Genomic DNA, 20,682 nt, shown 5'->3' with positions numbered 1-20,682 from the left:
CCAACAAGTTTCAGCGGCCCGGGTCACTGCTAACGCCTGCCAGTCGCCGCGTTCACCACCACCACGATACACCATCATATTAATCCCAATCCCAACGCTAACAGAATAGTAAAACACCGATAAAGTAAAAATCACAACCCATACCGTGTTTTTAGATTACTTTTACAACAACCTACTTGTGAAGCCATGACACGGTCGTTTCTCTTCATAACACTCTATATCACCGCGCAAACCCTACTCGCGCAACCACTCCCCAAACCCGTACTCTTACCCAATGGCTGGAAACTCACCCCAGCCGGAACATCCTTTCCGCTCGGCGATTTGCCTTTGAACATGGTGGTCAGCCCATCATCAAAATATCTAGCCGTGACCAACAACGGTCAGGGCATTCAAAGCATTGAACTCATCGACCTGCAAAAACAAAAGAAGATCGATTCGGTAGTGGTATCAAGATCCTGGTATGGTCTGGCCTTCTCTGCCGACGAAAAATATCTCTTTGCTTCCGGAGGCCACGACAACCTGATCCTCCAATTCGCCTTGCAAAAAGACAAGCTCATACTAACCGACACGCTGAAACTTGGCAAACCCTGGCCCGAGAAAATCGGCCCGGCAGGCATCGAAGTGGACGATAAAAGACAACGCCTTTATGTTGTGACCCGGGAAGATCAAAAATTATATGTGATCGACCTGAAAACAAAAAAGATCCTGAACATACTCGGGCTGGGAGCAGAGGCCTACGCCTGCAAACTAAGCCGCGACAAAAAAGAACTCTACATCTCCTGCTGGGGATGCGACAAGCTCCTCACGCTGGACCTTGAAAAAAACATCTGGAAGAATCCCATCACGGTAGGCGACAACCCCAACGAACTTTTACTCACCCCGGATGGCAAGTATCTGTATGTCTGCAACGCCAACGACAACAGCGTTTCGGTGATCGACAACAAATCCAAAAAAGTGATCGAAACCCTCGACGCCGCGCTCTTCCCGGATTCTCCCAGCGGATCCACCACCAACAGCCTGGCCTATGACCCCTCCGAAAAAAAGCTCTACATCGCCAACGCCGACAACAATTGTCTTGCCGTGTTCGATGTGTCGAAGCCCGGGAGAAGTTCGGCGATGGGTTTTATTCCAACGGGATGGTATCCAACCTGTGTGAGGTTGGTCAATAAAAAATTATGGGTTTCCAATGGCAAAGGGTTCGAGTCGAAAGCCAATCCGTTTGGTCCGTCGCCCGTGCGAAAGAAAGAAGATGTGATTCACCACGGTGGCATCACGAAGGAGGGAAGCGATGTGCAGTACATCGGCTCGTTGTTAAAGGGCACGATGAGCATCATTGATATCCCTTCCGCGAAAATATTGCAAGAATACACCGGTAAAGTCTATAGCAATTCACCGTATTCGCAATACCGGCGCGACACGGTCAACCTGCCGGCGCCCATCAAAACCGGCAAAGAATCGCCCGTCAAGTATGTCTTTTATGTGATTAAGGAAAACCGGACCTACGACCAGGTGCTGGCCGATGTGAAAGGAGGGAATGGCGACACAACGCTGTTGCTATTCGGAAGAAAATACACCCCCAACCAACATGCCCTGGTAGAGTCTTTCGTGCTCCTCGACAATTTTTATGTCAACGCCGAGGTCAGTGCCGACGGACACAGCTGGAGCATGGGTGCCTATGCCACCGACTATCTCGAAAAGACGTGGCCCTCCAGCTACAGCGGGCGCGGTGGAACCTATGGCGGCGAAGGCGAGCGCGAGATCGCCAACAACAAAAACGGATTTATCTGGAACAACTGTTCGCGCTACGGGATCTCGTACCGAACCTATGGCGAGTTCATGGAACACGAACGCCCCACGATCCCCATACTGGCCGGCCACAACTGCCCAACCTATCCCAGCTATAGTCTGGAAATCCGCGACACATCACGATTCTACGTCTGGAAAAAAGATTTCTTGTCATTGCTGAACAACAACAAACTTCCACAGTTCAACACTGTGCGTTTTGGAAACGACCACACCGAAGGCGTCCGCCTGGGCCGGCCCTCGCCGTATGCCCACGTGGCCGACAACGACCTTGCCGTGGGCATGTTCATAGAGACGCTCGCACAAAGCCCCATCTGGAACGAGACGGTTGTCTTTATCGTGGAAGATGATGCACAAAACGGCGCCGATCACGTAGACGCCCACCGCAGCACGGCCTACATTGCGGGAGGCTATATCAAAAGAAACGTGGTCGATCACACGCTCTATACAACGGCATCCATGCTAAGGACAATGGAATTGCTCCTGGGCATGGAGCCCATGACCCAATACGATGCCGCCGCCACCCCGATGTGGTCTTGTTTCAATTCGAATCCTGCTCCCTCTTCTTTCCACGCTATTATGCCCAAAGTAAGTTTGGATGAGAAGAACGTAGCCATCAACCAATGGCAGAAAAAGTCCGAACAATTTTCCTTCGCCAAAGAAGACTCAAACAACGACATCGAATTCAACCAGGTACTTTGGCATGGGTTGAAAGGGGAGACCCCATTCCCGGGTCCCAAGCGGGCCGCATTTGTCATCCCGCTGGCAGACGGCGATGACGATTGACTGCGATCCTGGCGCCATCAACAAAGTTGTGCGGCCGTTACTTGAATATATAATGGGGATATAAGACATTAGTGTCTTACCAAACGTTATAGGCATTTTAGAACGACAGACCGTGGACAAAAAAGCAAAAGATATACTATTTAAAACTTACTGGACATCCGCTGGCTGGATAAGTGGCGGAAACTGGAAAACAGAAAAGGCAGACCTTGAATATGCAAAAGAGAAAGGCCTGATGTTTGACCCGTTGACAATTTCAAAATCAGAACTTGTTACAAGGCTTGAGGAAATTGTTAAAAGTATTTCATTTAAAAAAATCACGGACGCTTTTCTTTGTGGTTTGACAAATAAGCGGCTTGATTGGCGCTCCGGACTGGCTAGTTATGCCAATGCAAATAGACTATTAAAAGAGGAAAATAGTATTGACTATCACTATGGATATGGGGTGAATGAAGACCTTAATGTGCTAAACTTTGAAAGAATCAAATGGGGTGGAGTTAGACACTGGAACGGTTTGGCCATTCAGAAACGGGCGAGACGCCTAGTAAATTGCGTGACCGGTTAAAAGATGTATTTAAAGGTTCAAAGAACGAGAGACACGCAATTATGGGGATTTTGGGTTGTGCAGACATCATAAAACCTTTAAGTCATGACCGCAAAGAACCTGGGACACACGACTGGACATTTGTTCTGCATTGGCGAGGAGCAGACAAATACGACAAAGAAAACGTTAGAAAATACTTCGGCGCATATGGTATTAAATGAAAGAAAAAACGCGCAATAACTGCGGTTTGTCTATAGTTGCTTATGAAGAAAGTTAAATGTCATAAATGTGGACAATACCACGACTGGGATGCAGTTGAGGTTGTTTTCAAATATCCTAAAAAGTATTTTGATATTTCCGAAGACGAAAGATCGCATCGCGTTAAAACGAATGATGAAATTTGCATTATTGATGGCAGCGCTTACTATTTAAGAGGCCTTTTGCCTTTCGTGACAACCGTGGACCATAAAAAAAAATACTGCTGGGGAGTTTGGATAAGAGTGAATGAGGAAACTTATAAAGTAATTTATGACAATTGGGATTTAGAAGATCAAAGTCACCTGACCGGACTAAAAGGATATCTGGCAAATGAGATCGCATTTTATAAAGACACCCTGGACAAGGATGTCAAAATTGTTTTAACGGGGAATGAAACTCGACCAGAGTTCTATTTCACAATGGACAAAAGATTGATGAAGATTCAATCCAATAAACTTGATGAGAGCGACCTGATAGATATTTATCACTATCATTTTAAGAATTAGTAGTAAAACAACCCTTGAGATTTCTCCCCGGCAAAGCCACGCCGATACCCCGCCTTTGTTGGTGTTCTTCACCAACAAAGATAGCGGCCACAAGTCATTACTATGGCCACCATGCCTTTGTCAATTATAATTTTGGTCAAATTCCACAATCCATTCAATACCGTATTTGTCTCTAAAACAACCAAAATACGAGCCCCACGGACTATCACCAATAGGCCCTTCTATTTGTCCTCCTACTGAAAGCCCATTAAATAATTTGTCTGCTTCTTCTTTACTTTCTGCACTGATTACAATTTTACTTCTGTTCTCATTTTCGTTTGTTTTTCCCATACTTTCAGGAACATCATTTGCCATCAACATATTACTTTTGCCGATAGGCAAAGCAATGTGCATAATTTTATTTTCTTCTTTTTTCGCAACCCTGAATTCAGAGCTTGCGAGGTCTTTGAAACGGACGACCTTTGCAAACTCTCCACCAAATACTGATTTGTAAAAGGTAAATGCTTCTTCAGCATTTCCGTTGAAGTTAATGTGAGGATTGATAAGTGCCATAGTTTTTAATTTTTAAGTGGTTTTTTATTTCTTATTCCAATGAACATGATTACCGTTGCTTTGATAAAGTTGCCAACAGATTTTCCAAATTGAGCATTGACATTTTATATCCTTCGGTGAAGCCCATTTCAATCATCTTCTCCATACGGGCAAGAGATTCATTATAAATAGTAATACGCACGATTGTCTTTCCGTTCTGTTCGCTAAACGTGTAATCCCATTCAGAACCCGGTAATTCAGGGTTTTCATCTTTGTCTGCAAAAGCATTGAACATTTTGAAATTGGTTTTTGGGCTAATGGAAATGTATTTCTGAATGGCCCAACGCTCTTGTCCTTCGGGGCTTACCATCGCATAAAATCTTCGCCCACCCACCTTGAAGTCCATAAATTTTGTTTTTGATATCCAAGGTTTCGGTGCTACCCATTGGTCAAGGATTTCCGCTTTGGTAAAAGCATCCCATACCAGCGATAGGTCAGCATCAAATTCTCTCGTTATGAATACCGTTTTCGCGGCTTTGTCGAAGGTAAAATCAAATAGCAGGTTCATGGTTTCTTGTTTTTAATGGTGTACAATACGTCATCGAGTCGTTTGAAACTTTCTTCCATGATCTTCCGGAACTGGTCAAGCCAGGTATCGATCTCTTTCATTTTATCGATTTTCAGTTCGTAGAAGATCTCCCTGCCTTCTTGCCTTGGAACCAAGAGGTCGCATTCGGATAGGATGCGCAAGTGTTTGGATATGGATTGCCTTTTGATGTCAAAATGCTCCGCAATGGCATTGGGAGTCATGGCCTGCACGGCGACCAGGACAAGGATGGCTCGCCGGGTGGGGTCTGCAATGGCTTGAAAAATATCGCGTCTCATGAATTGTAATTATGAAGCCGTTCGGCTGCAAATATATGTGAAGCCGAACGGCTTCACAATTTTTTTAAAGAAAAAAATATAGGGAGGGGTGTGAAATTTGTCGACGCTGGTGATCAAAATGCAGCGATCCGCCTTTAATCCCGCACCGGAATAACGGTAAAGTATGAAACCCTGGCGGAGCTTGAACTCCGCAAACAATTTAAATCCAAATGATTAATGAGACGGAGCTGGAATATAAAAAGCACTCAAAATCAACCCTATAAGATTATGAGTCTGCACAGGAATCGAACCCGTATCGCGTTCCCACACCTTTCAACCAACCAGCTAAAAAGAATTCCGCACCGATCGTCCCACCACGCTGACTATTACCCACCGTTCCCTAACTTTGACCAAAACATTTCTTCGACAATGAACCTGGCCACCTCCCTTGATCACCCCGTCTTCCGCCGCATCGGCGCTGTAGCCGACCGGTTAGGTCTGGATACTTACGTGGTGGGGGGCTATGTCCGCGACCTAATCCTGAAGCGACCCAGCAAGGACATCGACTTCGTCTGCATCGGCAGCGGCATCGCCCTGGCCCAGGAAGTAGCCAAGGCGCTTGGCCCGGATGTGCACGTGGCCATCTATAAAAACTTTGGCACCGCCCAGATCCGGTTCGACAACATGGACCTGGAGTTTGTAGGTGCCCGCAAGGAATCCTACCGCGCCGAATCCCGCAAACCCATCGTGGAAGACGGCACTCTCGACGACGATCAGAAGCGCCGCGACTTCACCATGAACGCCCTGGCCGTGAGCCTGAACCAGCGCAATTTTGGCGAGCTCATCGACCCCTTCGGCGGCCAGGAAGATATGCGCAAAAAAAGCATCCGCACCCCGCTCGACCCGGAGATCACCTTCTCCGACGACCCGCTCCGCATGATGCGCGCCATCCGCTTTGCCTCCCAATTGAACTATGACATCGAGGCCGACACCTTCCAGGCCCTCACCACCCAGGCGGCCCGCCTCAAGATCGTGTCGCAGGAGCGCATCACGGACGAACTTAACAAGATCATTCTGAGCCCGATACCCTCATATGGCTTCAAGCTGCTCTTTCACAGTGGATTGCTCAACCAGTTCTTCCCCGAACTCGTAGCGCTTCACGGCGTGGAGTACGTGGGAAACCGCGCCCACAAAGACAATTTCTTTCACACCCTACAGGTGCTGGACAACGTCGCCAAAGAATCCAACGACCTCTGGCTGCGTTGGGCGGCCATCCTGCACGACATCGCCAAGCCGGCCACCAAACGCTATGACAAGGACCACGGCTGGACCTTTCACGGGCACGAAGACCGCGGCGCCCGCATGACCCCGGGCATCTTCAAACGCCTCAAGCTGCCCATGAACGAGCACATGCTGTTTGTCCAGAACCTCGTGCGTCTCCACCTGCGGCCCATCCCGCTGGCCAAGGAGGTGACCGACAGCGCCATCCGACGTCTGCTCTTCGACGCGGGTAACGACATCGACGCGCTGATGACCCTGTGCCGGGCCGACATCACCTCCAAGAACATGGAAAAGGTGGGGAGGTTCCTGAAGAACTTCGACCTCGTGGAGCAGAAGATCGCCGAGGTGGAGCAGAAAGACAACATCCGCAATTTCCAACCTCCTGTGACCGGCGACATGATCATGGCCATGTATAACCTGCCCCCCGGCCGCATCATCGGCGACATCAAGGAGCAGATCAAGGAGGCCATCCTGGAGGGCGACATCCGCAACGACAAGGAGGAAGCCCTGACCCTGCTGCACCGGATCGCCGCCGAAAAGGGGCTGGTGAGAAACGCAGATCCCTTACCCAATCCGGAATAACCACCCGTTTTCTGGCCTTCCATGCAACCATTTCTCTTTACCTTGGTCTTTAGAAAACTAAAAGACCGTCTTTTGTTTTGGACCAACCGGGAGTAAACATTCACCACGACCTGATCGAGCGTTGCAAGGCGGGCGACAGCGTGGCGCAGCATAGCCTTTATAAGCTGTATGCCAAGGCCATGTACAATGTTGGCTACCGCATCACACGAAGCGAGGAGGAGGCCGAGGACGTGCTCCAGGAGGCTTTCATCAATGCCTTCCGCAACCTCGACAGCTATCGCGGCGACGCCACGTTTGGCGCCTGGCTGAAACGCATCGTGGTGAACAAGGCCATCAACGCGCTGCACAAGAAGAAGCACGAGGCCATCCCCGACGACGAACAGTGGGATGTCGCCGAGGAGGAGTCACCCGCCGACTATGGGAACGAACTCACGGTTGACCGGGTGAAACGGAGCATTGAGCAACTGCCCGATGGCTACCGATCCGTGCTCTCGCTATATTTGTTGGAAGGCTACGACCACCAGGAGATCGCCGAGATCATGGGCATCACGGAGTCGACTTCAAAGTCGCAGCTCAACCGCGCGAAAAGTAAGTTAAGACAATTATTAACCCAGGTTCACCTGAGATAACCCCCGACATTGGGGACGGACACGAGAACGAAAACGAGCACGCATATGAAAGATCAATTGGAAGATTTTGTACACCGGAACCGCGCTGCCTTCGACGACAAGGAGCCGTCTGAACGGGTGTGGAAAAACATCCATGCCGCCACGCAGCAAGGTCCACGAACGACAGTTTGGAACTCGCTCATGCTCTGGCGCGCCGCGGCCGTGGTGTTCATGGCGCTGTCGGGCTACCTGTTATACCAGAAAACAACCGCTAAGCCCGCGGTCTCCGAAGTGGCGGCCAACGAATTCAGGGATGTCGAGCGTTTCTACTTCAACCTGATCTCTGAAAAAGTACAGCTCATCGACGAGTTTCAAAAGAATGAAGGGCTGAACGGGTTCACACAAGATTTTCAACAGCTCGAGGCGATGTATAGTGTGTTGAAGGAAGAGATGAAAGCCCACCCCAGCCAGAAGGTGAAAGACGCGCTCGTGCTCAATCTCCTCATCCGCATCGATCTCTTGAACCAGCAGTTGCACGCGCTGGAAAAGAAAGAAGACGAATCGTATAAGGATAAGAAAGAAAAGAAGGAAGAATCCGTATAGAAGGAAATATTCTGTGGTTGACTAAACTTTCGCTTTAAGGAAAATTTAAGAAGGAATTTACACAACGGTATAAATGCAAAAAAGCCCAGCGTCTCTGGGCTTTTTTGTTACCTAAACCTAAACCTATGAGAAGAATTACTCTACTCAAGAATACTAACGCTACTCATGGCTGTAGGTTTCACGGATCGGAAAAAAATTTATTCTTTTTTCAATTTGTCTTTAAACACCTTCTTAAACTTTTCAACCTTGGGTGTGATAACATACGAGCAGTAGGGAGCGTTACCATTCAGGTTGTAGTAGTTCTGGTGATAGTCTTCGGCTTTGTAGAACACACTGAAAGGCGTGATCTCTGTGACGATAGGCCGATCGTATATTTGCTCCTGGATAAGTTTTGCCTTATAAGATTCTGCCAATCGCTTTTGTTCATCGTTGTGATAGAAGATCACCGAGCGATACTGGGGTCCCTCGTCGTTGCCCTGACGGTTTAGGGTGGTCGGGTCGTGTGTCTTCCAAAAGACTTCCAGCAACTCGTCGTAGCTCACCTTTTTCGGGTCGTAGGTAAGTTGGATCACTTCGGCGTGACCGGTCAGGCCGCTGCACACTTCTTTATAGGTCGGGTTCTTCACCTTGCCCCCCGAATAACCGGATTCAACTTTTTCGACACCTTCTACGTTTTGGAAAATAGCTTCGGTACACCAGAAACAGCCTGTGCCGAAAGTGGCAAGCTCCAGGCCCTCTGTTTGGATAGGATTTGTCATTGTCTTCTTAGCGTTTTTGTTTTTTTGACCACAAGAAACCCCTGCGAACAAGGCTACAAAGGCCAGTGAAATGAAAATGGATCGCATATTTTATAGGATTTGTTTACTTAACCTAGATACGAATAAAATAGTTTACCCGGTTCTCCCGAAGTGTCGGGCAGGCTACATTTCCCTCGATTAAAAGACCGCTGCCCGTTCACGCATAACCCAAACGGGGTTGCCAAAGGGGGTAATCCCGCGTTCAAACATCCGCCCCAAGCCGCATTTCCTTATCCGCCGAAAGGCGTAGTCAAAAAAGAAGCCCGGTCGTAACGGCCGGGCTAACACATTCATATTTCGTCTCCGCTGCGATCAATAGCTTTGGTAAAAGTTCCTCACAGACGGGATCAGTTGATTGTAGATCGGTTTGGTGAACTCCAGGAACAGGTCTTGCGGGCCCGGAGGTTGGAGTTCCTTCTGCCGGCAGATGCGCAGTTGTTCGTCACTCAGGGCGCGTTCGTCGCCGTTGAAGCGTGCCCACTGGCTCACCCACACATATTCGCCGGGGAACTTGCGGTGTGTGAGCACACCGTTGGTTTTGGCGTCGACCACGATCATGCTCAGCAAGCCGTTGGAGCTAAGCTCTTTGCGATAGGTGGTGAGCTTTGCTTTCACGGTGTTGTAGACGGGAACCATTTTGCCGTTCACTTTGGTCTCGCCCACCTTCACGCTGTCGCGGCTCACGGTCTCTTCTTTTTCCTTCATCAACGTATTGCCTACTGAAAAGTCATCGAACTGGATGCGGATGATCTGGTCGGCATAAGGAAGCTGGGCAACTTTCGCTTCTTCGGGGGTATAGAATTTTATGAAGCTTTGTTGGGTGTAATTGTTGTGCAGAAATTCTTCCACTTTGTCCTGGAAGAAACCGCCGCTCAGGTTATAGCGCGCCGGCACGGGAATTTGTTCGATGATCACCTTCAGCGTGGCTTCAAACATGGCCTTGTCCAGGTATTCGACCACGTCTTTGTAGCCGGGCACAAATGCTTGTGCATCCGAAAAATTGAAGTAGGCTTTTTTGGCTTCGTTGCGTTCGCCTTTCATCAGGGCTTCGATGCCGGCATTGTAGCTTTCATCCGCGGCCTTTTCTTTTAGCGGGCCGATCTCGGCATAGTGGTTTTTGGGATTGGGCACCGCCTTCTTACAACCCGGACATTGCCGCACAGCCTCGTACAAATTGTTGACCTGGTCGTAAGACTGAATGGCATTTTTCCACTTGAAGGCCGAGTTGGAAGCAATCTGGTTGTTGGCTTCGGTCTCGAAATATTCCACCGCGAGGGGATAGGCATTCTTCAGCGTTTCCAGTGACTTCGAATGATCGGGGTTTTGCCGCAAGCGCTGCACGGCCTTCATGACCGCGCCGTAGTAGTCGCCACGCTCATAGGCCTGTTTACCGGAACTGCATGCTAGAAGGATAATGGAAAAGAGGATGAGTAGGCGTCCTGGTTTCATGGGGGTGATCGTGTGTTGTATTTGAGTGTCGAAAGTTAAACAGTATACGGCGAAAAGTAAATGACGATGGACCGTCAAACCGGGTTTAGGTAGGTGCTTCTGTTAGAAAAAGTTACATGTGTCCAACTCATCCCCATTTTAAGGATTTCAGGCCGACTGGATCACATCATCCCTGTCGTCCACGAACCGGACGCAAAAGGCGGCAATAAACAGGAATACCCCCGCCATCACAATGCTGTAGATGGCCTGTGAATGATAGACGTATTTTACCAGCGGACCGCCCGCCAGGCTGGTGACGATCTGAGGACAGGTGATGAAGAAATTGAACACGCCCATATAGATGCCCATTTTATGCGAAGGCAGCGCCCCGGCCAGGATGGCATAGGGCATCGCCAGGATGCTAGCCCACGCAATGCCCACGCCGATCATAGGAAAGATCAGCATCACGGGGTCGGACACGAAATAGATCGAGATGAGTCCAATCCCGCCGGCACACAGCGATAGCGCATAAGCGGTTTTACGGCCAAGTTTAAAAGCAACATACGGCAGCACCAACGCATACAGCGCCGACACCCCATTGTAGATCCCAAAAAGTCCGCTCACCCAATTGCCCGCATCTTGTGACGCAGGCGAGGTATTGTCGCCACCCGCCAACCCGTAGACGTGCGTAGAGACGGCCGACGTGGTGAAGACCCACATGGAAAACAGCGCCGACCACGAAAAGAACTGGACCAGGCCAAGCTGCCTCATGGTCTTTGGCATGTCTGCAAAGTCGCTGATGATCTGGCTGAGTCCCTTGTGACCGGTCTTGTTTTCGTAGTATTTAGTGTGGTCATCCGATGGATATTCCTTCGTGGTGATGACGGTCCACAAAATGGCGATCAGAAAAACGGCGGCGCCGACATAAAATGAAAGCGTAAGATTAAAGGGCACTTCGCCCGGAGCGCTGGCGGTTTTTGTCACGTGAAAGAACTCGGCAAAAACGTAGGGCAACCACGAGCCGATCACGGCACCTAAGCCAATGAGACAGGTCTGAACGGAAAAGCCCAGCGTCCGCTGATCCGAGGGCAACAGGTCGGCCACCAAGGCGCGGAACGGCTCCATAGCTACGTTAAAGGAAGCGTCCATGATCATGAGGATGCCGGCGCCCACATAGAGGGGTGGCAGCAGGCTCACGAGCCAGTTGGCGTTTGGCATAAAGATCAAAGCACAGGAGGCCAACAGGGCGCCCACCAGGAAGTATGGCCGGCGTCTTCCCAACCTTGTCCAGGTGTGATCGCTGTAGTGGCCGATGATGGGCTGAATGATCATGCCCGTGAGCGGGGCGGCCAGCCAAAACCAGGACAAGTGTTCCACCTCTGCACCAAAGATCCCCAGGATACGCGACGCATTTCCGTTTTGAAGTGCAAACCCGAACTGGATGCCAAAAAATCCGAAGCTCATGTTCCAGATTTGCGCGCGGGTGAGGCGGGGTTTTTCCGTTAGGGTAGCAGTGGCGGTTTGCACGGTTAAGGTTGCTCAGTGGCGAATGGTGATTCGTTAAAAGTGAGCAAAACGCGCGAAATTCCCAAGAGCAATCGTTAACATTACCACTGCAACACGATGGCGCCGTGGCGATAATCCAATTCCACGCGGTGCACATCCTCGTAAGGCGCCGGCTCCGGGTCGTAGATGGGATCAAATTTTTCAAGCGCGGCAAAGAACGTATTCGTCTCGTGGCGGAATGCTTTGTGCTCGCCGTTCACCTGGACATGCAACACGCTCTGGTCGAGCCCGTGAACCACCACCGCCAGGTGCTTCACCGGCGACGTAAACATGCCTTCCACTTCTTCGAAGGTGATCTGCTTTTGACGATCGTTGTAGATAATCCAGCGTTTCGAAAATTCCCCCTGCTGGTAGGCAAACGTGCCGCCGTCGTCAGTGTAGTAGCAAAAACGCGAATCGCCTCCGGTGTACACGTGCACGATCAGCGTATCCGTGGCTTCGTTGGTATGCGATCGAACCGGCTGCATCGGAATTATGGCGCCAGCCTTCACATACACGGGCAGCCTATGCGCAGGACATTCCACGATCACTTCCGTGTTGCCCGCAAACGGCTTGCCGTCATAGAGCGAATACCATTTGCCTTCGGGGAAATAGACCTTCACAAAGTCGCGCGTGCTTTCTACGGGCGCCACCAACAGGTTCGGCCCAAAGAGGTACTGGTTGTAAAACTGTCCGTCGTAGATCTTGAAGTCGTGTGTGTAGTCCAGCGCGAGCGCGCGTTGCACGGGCATGCCGGTCTCGGTGGCTTCGTGGAACAACGAATAAATATAGGGGAGGAGCTGATAGCGGAACTTGATGTAGTTGCGCGAGATCTGTTCCACCTCTTCTCCATAGGCCCACGGCTCGGAGTCGCGGCTGTTGATCATGGAATGGCCGCGGAAGAAAGGGGAGAAGGAGCCGATGGAGATCCAACGGGCATAGAGCTTGGTATTGGCATCGCCCACAAAGCCTCCCACATCATAGCCGGCGAACGCAACACCGCCCAGGCCCAGGTTGGAGACCATGCGTGCGCCCAGGATCATGTGTTCGTCATAGGCAACGTTGTCGCCGGTCCAAAGGGCGCCATAGCGTTGCACGCCGCTGAAGCCGGAGCGCGTCAGGTTGAAGGGGCGTTTGCCTTTCAGCAGCGCCTTGGTGCCTTCGTAGGTGCTGCGGGCCATCAGGAAGCCGTAGAGGTTGCGGCCACGGCGCATGGTGGCCTTGTTGCCATCAAAATCCATTTCTATGTTTTCGGGGAGCATGTGTCCCCAGGTGGCGATCTCGTTCATGTCGTTCCAGAAACCTTCCAACCCCATGGCTATGTAGGCCTGGAATTGTTCCTGCCACCATTGGCGTGTTTTGGGATTGCTGAAGTCGGGGAAATGACACCAGCCGGGCCACACCTGCCCGCTGTAGTTGGTGCCGTCGGGATAGCGAATGAACACGTCCTCTTTCACCCCTGAATCATAGGTGTCATAGCCTTCTTCCACCTTGATGCCCGGGTCGCACATCACCACCACATGAAAGCCGAGGGCCTTGAGTTGTTCCAGCATTTTCTGGGGTTCTGGGAAATCCTTTTTGCTCCAGGTAAAGATCTTGTACTGCTCCATGTAGTGAATGTCGAGCACGATCACATCTGCAGGCATGTCTTTGTCGCGGAAGGTTTGTGCCAGGGTGAGCACTTCCTTGTCGGGATAATAACTATAGCGGCACTGCTGGAAGCCGATGCTCCACAGGGGAGGCATCTCCATTCGCCCGGTCAAGTGCGTATAGTGCTTCACAATGCCGGCCACCGAAATGTCGTATATGAAATAGTAGTTCATCTCCCCGCCGTCGGCGGCAAAGCTGGAGAAGCGGTTGTTGGAGGCGCCAAAGTTGAAGAACGATTTGTGGGAGTTGTCAAAGAAGATGCCGTAGCTGAGGTGGTGGTGCACGCCGATGTAAAACGGAATGGTGGCGTACAGCGGGTCGGCGCCCGTGGAGAAGGCAAAACTGTCGGTGTTCCAGTTGGTGTAGCCCTGGCCGCGCCGGTCCAGCGGTCCGGTCTTTTCTCCGAGGCCGATGAAGCGCTCGCCTTCCTGGAGTTTTTTATAGGTCGTCACCTGCTCGCCGGTCCAGCTGGTGCCAAAGGCCGGGTCGTCTTCGTTGATCGTTTTGCCGTCGGGGGTGAGAAACCGGAAGCGAACCGGACTCTTGGTGATCTCGACCGATAGGGCAGGCGTGGTCACGAGCACAACGCCGTCTTTCTCAGTCACCCGGTGACTCTCTTTCTCCGGCGAGGCCGTAACGGCATAGGAAAAGTCTTCAAAAGCGTCTCCCACTCGGGCGACGCTCAGCCGGATGATGTTGGCATTGTACACCAGCAAGCGAAAACTGCCCTGATCCGTTTCCCCGTGTAGGCCTCCCGTGATGGAGGTCCATTTTTTCAGGGTGCCCAGGGATTGGCTGAGAGAGGATTTGAGAAGGTTTGCCATAGATGGAGTGGTCGTTACGATCTAAGTAAAGATAAAAAAGAAAAGAGCCCCGGCAGGACAAGAAACGATTCCGGTAAATAAAAAAAATACGCAGCGTGGGAGCGCTGCGTAGGGTGATGTTGCTGATGAATGCAATTTATTTCTTTGGCTTGCCTTTTTTCAGAGAGGAATCGCGTACGATAAGACGCGTTTTCAACACTTTGGTTTCGGGTGCCGGGTCTTCGTTGTCCTTGGACTTGAATTCGATCTGGCGGATGAGCAGCTTGGCCGCTTCCTGGCCCATTTCGAAACCGGGTTGATCCACGGAGGTCAACGGCGGTTCGAGCAAAGAGCTGAAGAACCAGTTGCTGAAGCCTACCACGGCGATGTCCTGGGGAATTTTGAGGCCGGCTTCCTTGATGGCCTGCATGGCGCCCATGGCGGCCGGGTCGTTGGTGGCGAAGATGGCGTCGGGGCGGTTTGGCATTTTGAGGAGTTGTTCAGCCGCGATCTTTCCTTCTTCTATCGTGCCGAGCGGGCAGGAGACGATGAGGTCCTTCTGCACGGGCATTTTGTTGTCGTTGAGGGCCTGGATATAGCCTTCGAGGCGTTGTTTGGTGATGCCCAGGTTCGGGGGGCCTTCGAGGTGGGCGATGCGGGTGCAGCCCTGGTCGATGAGGTGTTGGGTGGCCTCTTTGGCGCCGCTCAAATCGTCCACAATAACTGTACTCGAGTTCGCATTCTCATATACACGGTCAAAAAACACCATCGGAACGCCTTTGGCGAGAATGCTTTCAATGTGTTCGAAGCTGCTGGTCTCGCGCGAGACGGAGATGAGCATGCCGTCTACACGGCTATTAAAGAGGGCTTTGATGTCGGTCTTTTCGCGTTGGAGCGATTCGTTCGACTGGGTGATGATCACGTTGTAGCCGGCGCTGTAGGCGACGTCTTCGATGCCGCTGATGACTGTGGAGAAGAAGAAGTGCACCAGTTCGGGGATGATCACGCCCAGGGTATTGGTCTTGCTTTGGCGCAAGCTGAGGGCGACGATGTTGGGTTGGTAGTTTAGTTTCTCTGCCAGTTCGTTGACCGCCTTCTTGGTTTGGGGGCTGATGTCGGGGTGATCTTTCAGCGCGCGGGAAACGGTAGAGGGAGAGATGCCCAGTTCGCGGGCGATGTCTTTAATAGTTACCTGATTGTACTTCATACTGCAAGTTTAAAAATACTTGGGTACAATCACCGCAAATCGTTGCGCAATTTTTCGAGAATCTCCGCAAACGATTGTGGTCAGTTTGACTATAAGGGGATTGCAGGTGCGGTTTTGGGGATTCCGTGTGTCGTGTAAACCGCCCCTCCGTTGTACTAAAAATTGAGTATTCTATTTTTCGTAATCGATTGCGGTTTCGATTCCGATAAAAATACTATCGTTTTTTGGATCAATTCTGATGTACTTTCTACTACATTACGATGTGGTTTTATGAGGATTTGTACCCCTCAAAACCTCGAAACGTATTTCTAACCCAAACAAAAACCGTATGACAAAATTTTATCTGTGCGTAAGCAGGTATTTGGCGGTCATGCTTGTGCTGGTCACCTCGGTGGCCTGGTCGCAAAGCAAGACCGTGACAGGAAAAGTGACCTCCACGGAAGACGGCAGTTCGTTGCCTGGAGTGAACGTTGTTGAAAAAGGGACCAGTAACGGTACGATCACCAATACCGACGGCGATTTCTCTATTACCGTCGGCAGCAATGCAACTTTGGTGTTTTCGTTCGTTGGCTTCAAAGCCCAGGAGATTCCGGTAGGTGCTCAGTCTACCGTGAATGTAGCGATCGAACCTGATGTGACTGCACTTTCTGAAGTGGTGGTTATCGGTTACGGTCAGATCGAGAAGAAAGACGCGACGGGTGCTCTTGTATCCTTGAAGCCTGCTGATTTTAACGGTGGGGTTATTTCGTCTCCCGAACAATTGATCCAAGGTCGCGCGGCCGGTGTGCAGATCACATCCGCCAGTGGTGAACCCGGTTCCGGCGTGAACATTCGTATCCGCGGAAGCTCTTCGGTACGTGCCGGTAACAATCCACTCTTCGTTATCGACGGTGTGCCGCTTGCTGGCGATGATATTTCGGCCGGCGGGGGTGCTTCCAGTTCAGGCTTGGGTATGAGCGCAGCCCGTAACCCACTCAATTTTCTTAACCCCAACGACATTGCCAGCATCGACGTGTTAAAAGATGCTTCGGCCACTGCGATCTACGGTTCACGGGGTGCCAACGGCGTGGTCTTGATCACCACCAAATCAGGGTCGGGTGGAAAAGGCACGTTGGATTATTCTTATAACGTTAGCGTTGGAAAGATCACGAAGAAATATGATCTCCTGAGCCGCGATCAATACCTTTCTGCATGGTCGGCCTACAATGGTGGTGCGTCTCCGTCTGCCATCGATGGCGGTGCGAACACAGACTGGCAGAACGAAGTACTGAGAACAGCCGTGACTCATCAACATAATCTTTCCTATGGTCAAGGCGATAAAAGCAGCAACTACAGATTCTCTGTGGGCTACATGGACCAACAGGGTATTGTAAAGATCTCCGGTCTGAAGCGCTATTCCGCCCGGTTCAACGGCACGAAGAGTTTCATCAACGACAAACTGAAAATTTCAACACAATTGACTGCTGCCAACACGCAGGACAGCGGCGCGCCCATTACCGATAACTCCGGTTTTGAAGGCGACTTGCTCGGTTCCATGTTGAAATCAAATCCCACACTGCCCGTGCGCAAGCCGGATGGAAGCTATAACCAGGTTTCGACAAACGAGCCCAACCCGGCAGCTATCCTGGGAATGACTCGCGACAAGACCAACACGATGCGTATTTTGGGTAACGTTGCCGCCGAATTGGAGATCGTTAAAAATCTCAAGTTCAAGACCGTCGTAGGTTTCGACAAGTCGCTGTCGATGCGCAGACAAGCCATGTCCAAGGACCTGTTGGTATCGGGTATCTCCGGCAACGGCCGCTTGTATGTAAGCGACATCGACATCAGCAACAATCTTTGGGAAAACTATTTTACCTATGACAAGAAATTCGGTACCACGTCTTTGAATGCCGTGGTAGGTTATTCCTATCAGTCGTTCTCGAAGGCCACCAACCTCTCGCAGTATACCCATTTCAGAACAGGCGACTTGGATCAAATGATCAACAACATGGCGTCTGTGGATGAGCAATTCCCCGATCCGAACAAGATCGACGGAACGAAACCCGCCGCGTTGGCCATCAACTCCTCATTGACCAAAGATGAACTCCAGTCTTTCTACGGACGTGTAAACTTTGGTATCAAGGAGAAGTATCTCTTTACGGCTACGTTGCGCGCCGATGGTTCGACAAAATTCGGTCCATCCAACCGATACGGCTACTTCCCTTCGGCGGCCTTCAAATGGAGAGTGATCGAGGAAGGCTTCGTTCCTGAGATGTTCTCTGACCTGAGCGCCCGCGTAGGATACGGCGTAACTGGTAACCAGGAAATTCCGCACAACCTTTATCAAGGTCGTCAGCGTTATTCTGACTGGACGCTCAATACCTCGAACTCCCTTGGTGGTGGCGGCTATAACTACGTTTCATTCCCCAATCCGGACTTGAAATGGGAAACTACTTCGCAAGTGAACGTTGGTGTTGACTTTGGTTTCTTCAATAACCGGATCACCGGTTCGTTGGACTACTACAATAAAAACACCAGTGATTTGCTGATCCAGAAACCATTCGCACAACCGTTCCCTTCTGCCGATGCGTTCTTGTGGCTTAACGCTCCCGCCCACGTGATCAACCGCGGCTTGGAAATCAGCTTGACTGGAAACGTGATTGCTAATACAGACTTTACATGGACTTTGATTGTCAACGCGGCCTTCAACCACAACGAGGTGAAGGATTTCAACAGTACGATCGATACCGGTGTGATCAACGGCCAGGGGTTGTCGGGTGCGTTTGCACAACGGATCGCCCAAGGACAGCCTTTATTCGCATGGTTCGTCCGCGATTTCGCCGGCTATGACGAAAACGGTATCGCCAAATACAACGGTGGTGATGTTCAGAAATTTGTTGGAAAATCGGCTATCCCAAAAGCCAATGCCGGCTTGACCAGCAACTTCAAATACAAAAAATTTGATCTGAGCATCTTCTTCAATGGTCAATTTGGTCACTACCTCTACAACAACACCGCAAACGCCTTCTTTACTGCTGGTGCATTAGCCGCGGGTAGAAATACAACCACAGACGTTCCTGGAAATGGCGAAAGCAGAGCAAACTCTCCTGACGTTTCGACACGATTCCTGGAAAAGGGCTCGTTTGTGAGACTGCAAAATGTTACATTCGGGTATAACATCCCTGTAGCGAACACCTTCATTTCTTCGTTACGGGTGTTTGTGACCGGCCAAAACCTGTTTGTAATCACCGATTACTCAGGTCAGGATCCTGAAGTGAATACCAACAAGTCACTGAACGGAATACCTTCTTTGAACATCGATTATACATCGTATCCAAGAGCGAGAACTTTTACTTTCGGTGTTAATGCATCATTTTAATTAGCCAAGCATTATGAAGAAACATATTTTTTCAAAACCAATTTTTGCTGGAGTTTTTAGTATCACGCTTGTATTTTCAGCTTGTACCGATTTGAAAAACAACGAGCTTGACTCCACTGTCGCTGAATCGACCGGTGGTGTTCTCACGGTTAACCCGACGACCACCTTGGCCGGTATCTATAGTTCTGATATGGGTGCATTCACCGATCAGGCCAACATCTACTCGCTCTTTGAACACACGTCCGATGAGTTGATCCCGCCCACACGCGGTACCGACTGGGGAGATAATGGTGTTTGGCGCCAACTGTATCAGCACACCTGGGACCCTACGCACTCGTACATTCTGAACACCTGGAATCAAATTCACAACCGGATTTTCAAATGCACGCAGATCCTGGGATCGTCTCCTTCCGCTGACGAGGCCACGCATGCTAAATTCCTCCGCGGCTTTTTCATGTGGTATGCGATGGACCTTTTTGGTCAGGTACCTTACCGCGAAGTTACCGAAGGTGCTGACGTCAATCCGAAAGTGTTGAGCCGTTCGGAAGCCTTCGATCACATCGTGCAAGATTTGACCGAGGCCATTGCCGGATTGCCCACCACGGGACCCATTGCAACCAACAGCAAAGGCACCCGTGCTGCCGCCAACGCCATGTTGGCCCGCTTGTTCCTCAACAAAGCGGTTTACAAGGGTGAAAATGCCGCCGGACCTTACACATTCGATAAGGCCGACATGGACAAAGTAGTGCAGTACTGCGATGCGGTAACGGCCGACGGCTATTCGCTGGAGCCCGAATACTTCAAAAACTTTAGCGTTTCGGCATCGAAAGAGATCATTTTCACGAGCGCTGCCGGCACACCGGAAAACCGATATCGGATGACTTTGCACTACGATAACCACCCCGACGGGTGGAACGGTTTTGCAACCCTAGCCGATTTCTATGGAACGTTCGATCCGGCAGATAAACGCAGAGGAAGCTATCCTACACCGGATGGAACAGAATTCTCCGGTATCGCCCGCGGTTTCCTGGTGGGTCAACAGTACAATGACAAAAACGAGCAGGTTATTAATTCGCGCAATAAAAAGCCGTTGGCCTTTACGCCCGAAGTGCCGCTCCTTGGCGCAGCGACCGAACAAGGGATCCGTGTTATCAAATATCACCCGGCAGACAAAGGACAGTACATCCTGCTCCGCTATGCCGATGTGTTCCTGATGAAAGCCGAGGCCATTATGCGCGGCGGCACAGGCGACAAGACGGCGCTCGAGTTGGTGAACGAATTGAGAACCTTGCGGGGTGCACCGGCATTGGGCGCGCTCACCGAGGCGGACATGCTGGCCGAAAGAGGTAGGGAACTTTACTGGGAAGGTATCCGTCGCGTTGACCTGATCCGCTTCAGTTCATTTGGCAAAACCTGGCAGGACAAAGACAACACGGAGGACTATCGCGTGCTGTTCCCCGTTCCTCAACAGGCTGTTGACTCCAACCCGAACCTGACCCAAAACCCCGGCTACAGTGGGGCGAAATAA

The 20,682-nt window shown here is 50.7% G+C and carries 16 protein-coding genes; 8 read left to right on the top strand and 8 right to left on the bottom strand.

Features of this window, described 5'->3' with window-relative positions; translation table 11 throughout:
* The first annotated feature begins 186 nt into the window (after positions 1-186).
* The 3 genes from BUB30_RS02815 (at position 187) to BUB30_RS02805 (ending at position 3,894) form a co-directional block, all read left to right on the top strand.
* The gene (locus tag BUB30_RS02815; protein ID WP_073130880.1) at positions 187-2,589 is read left to right on the top strand and encodes a bifunctional YncE family protein/alkaline phosphatase family protein; all 2,403 of its coding nucleotides are present in this window, start codon (positions 187-189) and stop codon (positions 2,587-2,589) included.
* A 112-nt stretch (positions 2,590-2,701) separates the two neighbouring features.
* Positions 2,702-3,151 carry a hypothetical protein gene (locus BUB30_RS02810; RefSeq protein ID WP_073130876.1) on the top strand — a complete coding sequence of 150 codons (450 nt, stop codon included), beginning with the start codon at positions 2,702-2,704 and terminating at the stop codon, positions 3,149-3,151.
* 242 nt (positions 3,152-3,393) lie between these two features.
* Entirely contained in the window at positions 3,394-3,894 is a 501-nt protein-coding gene (locus BUB30_RS02805; protein WP_073130874.1) for a DUF2199 domain-containing protein, read from the top strand.
* Positions 3,895-4,014: 120 nt separating this feature from the next.
* Here BUB30_RS02805 and BUB30_RS02800 read toward each other — a convergent pair whose 3' ends face one another.
* From BUB30_RS02800 to BUB30_RS02790, 3 genes are read right to left on the bottom strand one after another with little or no spacing between them, the layout of a single operon-like run.
* The gene (locus BUB30_RS02800; RefSeq protein WP_073130873.1) at positions 4,015-4,446 is read right to left on the bottom strand and encodes a VOC family protein; all 432 of its coding nucleotides are present in this window, start codon (positions 4,444-4,446) and stop codon (positions 4,015-4,017) included.
* A gap of 49 nt (positions 4,447-4,495) precedes the next feature.
* Positions 4,496-4,993 carry an SRPBCC family protein gene (locus BUB30_RS02795; RefSeq protein ID WP_073130871.1) on the bottom strand — a complete coding sequence of 166 codons (498 nt, stop codon included), beginning with the start codon at positions 4,991-4,993 and terminating at the stop codon, positions 4,496-4,498.
* Positions 4,990-5,310 (bottom strand): ArsR/SmtB family transcription factor, encoded by a 321-nt coding sequence (locus BUB30_RS02790; RefSeq protein ID WP_073130869.1) that lies wholly within the window; start codon positions 5,308-5,310, stop codon positions 4,990-4,992. Before BUB30_RS02790 ends, BUB30_RS02795 begins: the two co-directional genes overlap by 4 nt.
* Positions 5,311-5,718: 408 nt before the next feature.
* Between BUB30_RS02790 and BUB30_RS02780 the strand changes: the two genes are divergently transcribed.
* From BUB30_RS02780 to BUB30_RS02770, 3 genes are all read left to right on the top strand, one after another.
* Entirely contained in the window at positions 5,719-7,152 is a 1,434-nt protein-coding gene (locus tag BUB30_RS02780; RefSeq protein ID WP_073130864.1) for a CCA tRNA nucleotidyltransferase, read from the top strand.
* A gap of 77 nt (positions 7,153-7,229) precedes the next feature.
* Positions 7,230-7,781, top strand: coding sequence for an RNA polymerase sigma factor (locus BUB30_RS02775; RefSeq protein ID WP_073130862.1), 552 nt, complete (start codon positions 7,230-7,232; stop codon positions 7,779-7,781).
* A gap of 45 nt (positions 7,782-7,826) precedes the next feature.
* The gene (locus BUB30_RS02770; protein ID WP_073130860.1) at positions 7,827-8,363 is read left to right on the top strand and encodes a hypothetical protein; all 537 of its coding nucleotides are present in this window, start codon (positions 7,827-7,829) and stop codon (positions 8,361-8,363) included.
* A 197-nt stretch (positions 8,364-8,560) separates the two neighbouring features.
* Here BUB30_RS02770 and msrA read toward each other — a convergent pair whose 3' ends face one another.
* The 5 genes from msrA to BUB30_RS02745 form a co-directional block, all read right to left on the bottom strand.
* Positions 8,561-9,121, bottom strand: coding sequence for a peptide-methionine (S)-S-oxide reductase MsrA (gene msrA, locus BUB30_RS02765; protein WP_073134677.1), 561 nt, complete (start codon positions 9,119-9,121; stop codon positions 8,561-8,563).
* Between the two features lie 351 nt (positions 9,122-9,472).
* A complete protein-coding gene (locus BUB30_RS02760; protein ID WP_073130858.1) occupies positions 9,473-10,609 on the bottom strand; it encodes a hypothetical protein in 1,137 nt (378 codons plus the stop codon).
* Between the two features lie 147 nt (positions 10,610-10,756).
* The gene (locus BUB30_RS02755) at positions 10,757-12,115 is read right to left on the bottom strand and encodes an MFS transporter (protein ID WP_245804025.1); all 1,359 of its coding nucleotides are present in this window, start codon (positions 12,113-12,115) and stop codon (positions 10,757-10,759) included.
* A gap of 80 nt (positions 12,116-12,195) precedes the next feature.
* A complete protein-coding gene (locus BUB30_RS02750) occupies positions 12,196-14,607 on the bottom strand; it encodes a glycoside hydrolase family 31 protein (protein ID WP_073130857.1) in 2,412 nt (803 codons plus the stop codon).
* A 136-nt stretch (positions 14,608-14,743) separates the two neighbouring features.
* On the bottom strand, positions 14,744-15,793 hold the full coding sequence (locus BUB30_RS02745; RefSeq protein WP_073130855.1) for a LacI family DNA-binding transcriptional regulator: 1,050 nt from the start codon (positions 15,791-15,793) through the stop codon (positions 14,744-14,746).
* Between the two features lie 328 nt (positions 15,794-16,121).
* Between BUB30_RS02745 and BUB30_RS02740 the strand changes: the two genes are divergently transcribed.
* Positions 16,122-19,154, top strand: coding sequence for a SusC/RagA family TonB-linked outer membrane protein (locus tag BUB30_RS02740; RefSeq protein WP_073130853.1), 3,033 nt, complete (start codon positions 16,122-16,124; stop codon positions 19,152-19,154).
* A 91-nt stretch (positions 19,155-19,245) separates the two neighbouring features.
* Positions 19,246-20,682: a RagB/SusD family nutrient uptake outer membrane protein gene (locus BUB30_RS02735; RefSeq protein WP_245804024.1), complete on the top strand. Its 1,437-nt coding sequence runs from the start codon at positions 19,246-19,248 to the stop codon at positions 20,680-20,682.

The organism is Chryseolinea serpens (assembly GCF_900129725.1).
Lineage (GTDB): Bacteria > Bacteroidota > Bacteroidia > Cytophagales > Cyclobacteriaceae > Chryseolinea > Chryseolinea serpens.
Note: the sequence above shows the minus strand (reverse complement) of the source record. Positions and strands in the feature narration are given on the sequence as shown.